At 69.8% G+C, this 2,799-nt stretch carries 2 protein-coding genes; one reads left to right on the top strand and one right to left on the bottom strand.

Annotated elements, in window-relative coordinates; all coding sequences use genetic code 11:
* Positions 1-705 (top strand): response regulator (locus H0X00_RS23190; protein ID WP_293775176.1); only part of this gene is annotated, 705 nt, incomplete at its 5' end.
* Between the two features lie 116 nt (positions 706-821).
* Here the strand turns inward: H0X00_RS23190 and H0X00_RS23185 are convergent.
* On the bottom strand, positions 822-2,480 hold the full coding sequence (locus H0X00_RS23185; protein WP_293775175.1) for a long-chain fatty acid--CoA ligase: 1,659 nt from the start codon (positions 2,478-2,480) through the stop codon (positions 822-824).
* Between the last annotated feature and the right edge of the window lie 319 nt (positions 2,481-2,799).

Here is a 2,799-nt window from a genome sequence, read left to right as displayed (position 1 = left end):
GTGCTGGTCTGGCCGGACGCCGCGGCCGGCCTGGTCGCTGCGTTGTCCGCGCGCGGCGCGCCCGCCGCCGGAGTGTCCCGGGTGCCGCAGATCGGCGAACTGAACTCTCCCGGCGCGACCGTGCTACTGGTCGACCCGCTGGCCGGCCCGGTCAGTCGAAAGACTCTCGGCGAACTGCGCGCGGCCGCCGGCAAGGCCTCACTCCCGCTGGTTGTCGTGGCTGGGCTGACCGAAGCTGCGCTCGAGGACGCCGGCGCCGTGCTCGAACCTCCGGCGTTGCTCGGAGCATTGCGCGCTCCCGGTGCCACGGGCGACGCCCGCGTGCTCGTGGTCGAACAGGACCCCGCGCTCGCCACCGCCCTGGGCGCCGGCCTGCTGAAGAAGGGCATGCAGGCGGTGTATGCGCGCAACGGCGAGGAAGCCGTGATGCGCGCCGCCGTCGGCCCGCCGGAGCTGGTGCTGCTCGGCCTGGACACCGAGACCGACGGCAAGCCCGGCATCCTCGACTGGCTGGTCAGCGCGAAGCTGCTGCTCGGCACGCCCGTGCTCGTCTACACCCTCGACGGCATGCCGCCCGGGTACGCGGCCCGTCTCGAGCGCGGCGCCTCGCTCGTCGGCGTCGGCGCCCGGGGAGAGTCCGAGCGCTCCGACGGCCAGCTCGCCGATCTGCTCGTCCACCTCGGAAGCCTCGCGCCCCGCCGCTGATCGGAGAACCGATCTCAGCCCAGCTCGCGAGTGTCAGCCCGTAGGGGCGCACATCAGCCCGCGCACAGGCTGACATGCGCCCGCCAGGGACGTCGTCCCGCAGTGGTGGCCGGCGCTCAGAAGGTCGTGACCTCAAGTTCGCCGTCCGCGTGCTGCTTGCGCAGCACCTTCTTGTCGAACTTGCCGACGCTGGTCTTCGGCACCTCAGCGATGAAGGCCCAGTGCTCCGGCAGCTGCCACCTGGCGACCTTGTCACCGAGGAACTCGCGCAGCTCGTCGAAGCTCACGGACTCACCGGCCCTCGGCACGACGGCGGCCAGCGGGCGCTCGTCCCACTTCGGGTCGGGGACGCCGATGACGGCGGCTTCGGCAACCGCGGGGTGGCCCATGATCGCGTTCTCCAGGTCCACCGAGGAGATCCACTCACCGCCGGACTTGATGATGTCCTTGGCCCGGTCGGTCAGCGTGATGAAGCCGTCGGGGGTGATCATCGCGACGTCGCCGGTGCGCAGCCAGCCGTCGCGGAACTTGTCCTTCTGGGCGTCCGGGTCGGGCATGTTCGGGTTCTCGATGTAGGAGCCGGCGATCCACGGCCCGCGCACCTCGAGCTCGCCGACGGCCTTGCCGTCGTTCGGCAGGACGTCCCCGTTGTCGTCGGTGATACGGCCCTCGACCGGGCAGGGCAGGAGCCCCTGCGTCAGCCGGTAGGCCAGCGACTCCTCCTTCGACAGCCCGGCCGGCGGCCGCGCTACCGAACCGAGCGGGGAGGTCTCGGTCATGCCCCACGCGTGCAGCAGCTTGACGCCGTGGCGCTCCTCGATCCCGGTCATCAGCGCCCGCGGGCAGGCCGAGCCCCCGATGGCGACGTCCCGCAGCGAATCGACCCGGATCTTCGGCTCCTGCGCGTCCAGGTAGGCGAGCATCGCGTTCCACACCGTCGGCACCGCGCCGCCCACGGTCGGCTTCTCCTGGGAGATGAACTTGCACAGCGGCTCGGGCTGCAGGAAGCGGTCCGGCATGTGCATGTCGGCGCCACTGAACATCGCGGCGTAAGGCAGGCCCCAGGCCATCGCGTGGAACATCGGCACGATCGCGAGGATCTTGTCCGCGGCCGAGATGCCGAACGCCGACGGCGTCAGCGCGTACATGGAGTGCAGGTAGATCGAGCGGTGCGAGTACGCGACGCCCTTGGGGTTGCCCGTGGTCCCGGAGGTATAGCAAATGGCCGCGGCGTCCTGCTCGTCAGTGCCGGCGCTGGCGGCCTCGAAGTCGAAGTTCTCGGACTGCGCGGCCAGGAGCTCCTCGTAGTCGTGCACCGCCGCGTGACTGCCCAACAGCGAGCGGTCACCCTCGCCGCTGACGATGATGTGCTTGACGGTCTTCATCGACGACAGCTGCGGGGCGAAGAGCGGGATCAGCGACCCGTCGACGATGACCGCCTGGTCCTCGGCGTGGTTGGCGATGTAGATCAGCTGCTCGGGGAACAGCCGGATGTTCAGGGTGTGGAGCACCGCGCCCATCGAGGGGATGGCCGCGTAGGCCTCCAGGTGCTCGTTGTTGTTCCACATGAAGGTGCCGACGCGCTGATCGCCCTGGATGCCGAGCGAGCGCAGGCCGTTCGCCAGCCGCGCCGCCCGGGTACCGACCTCGCCGTAGGTCCGGCGCCGGCTGGACTCGCCGGTCCAGGTGACCGTTTCCGACGAGGAATGGAAAGTCGCCGCATATCGGACAATTCGGGCGATAGAGAGCGGCGACTCCTGCATGGTGCTGCGCATCGACGTGCCTTTCCGCCGAAGACGGGACCTCTCCGGACGCTCGAATCCTGGCATTGACCTGCCAACTTGTCATCGCGGCGGTCGATGACTGAATCTTGATCGGCAGCAGTGTTTGCAGTGAGACATGCGGGAGCTTCAATCGAAGTAACTCGGATGTCGGTCGGCTCAGCGTGGAGCCCGGACTTTTCTTTGGGGCTTTGGCGATGGGTGCACACAGCGCGTCCGGCGGTCGACGCCGTTCCGGCGTGCACGTGGAGGGCCCCGCTGCGGCGGAGACCACCTCGCGCCGCGGCCGGCACGCCGGCCCCGCGCCGGCGAC

The sequence above is a fragment of the Sporichthya sp. genome (assembly GCF_013815995.1).
GTDB lineage: Bacteria > Actinomycetota > Actinomycetes > Sporichthyales > Sporichthyaceae > Sporichthya.
Note: the sequence above shows the minus strand (reverse complement) of the source record. Positions and strands in the feature narration are given on the sequence as shown.

What these genes read in the sequence shown, in the direction of transcription:
- H0X00_RS23185 (WP_293775175.1), bottom strand. Translation starts at nt 2,480, where the DNA reads ATGCGCAGCACCATGCAGGAGTCGCCGCTCTCTATCGCCCGAATTGTC.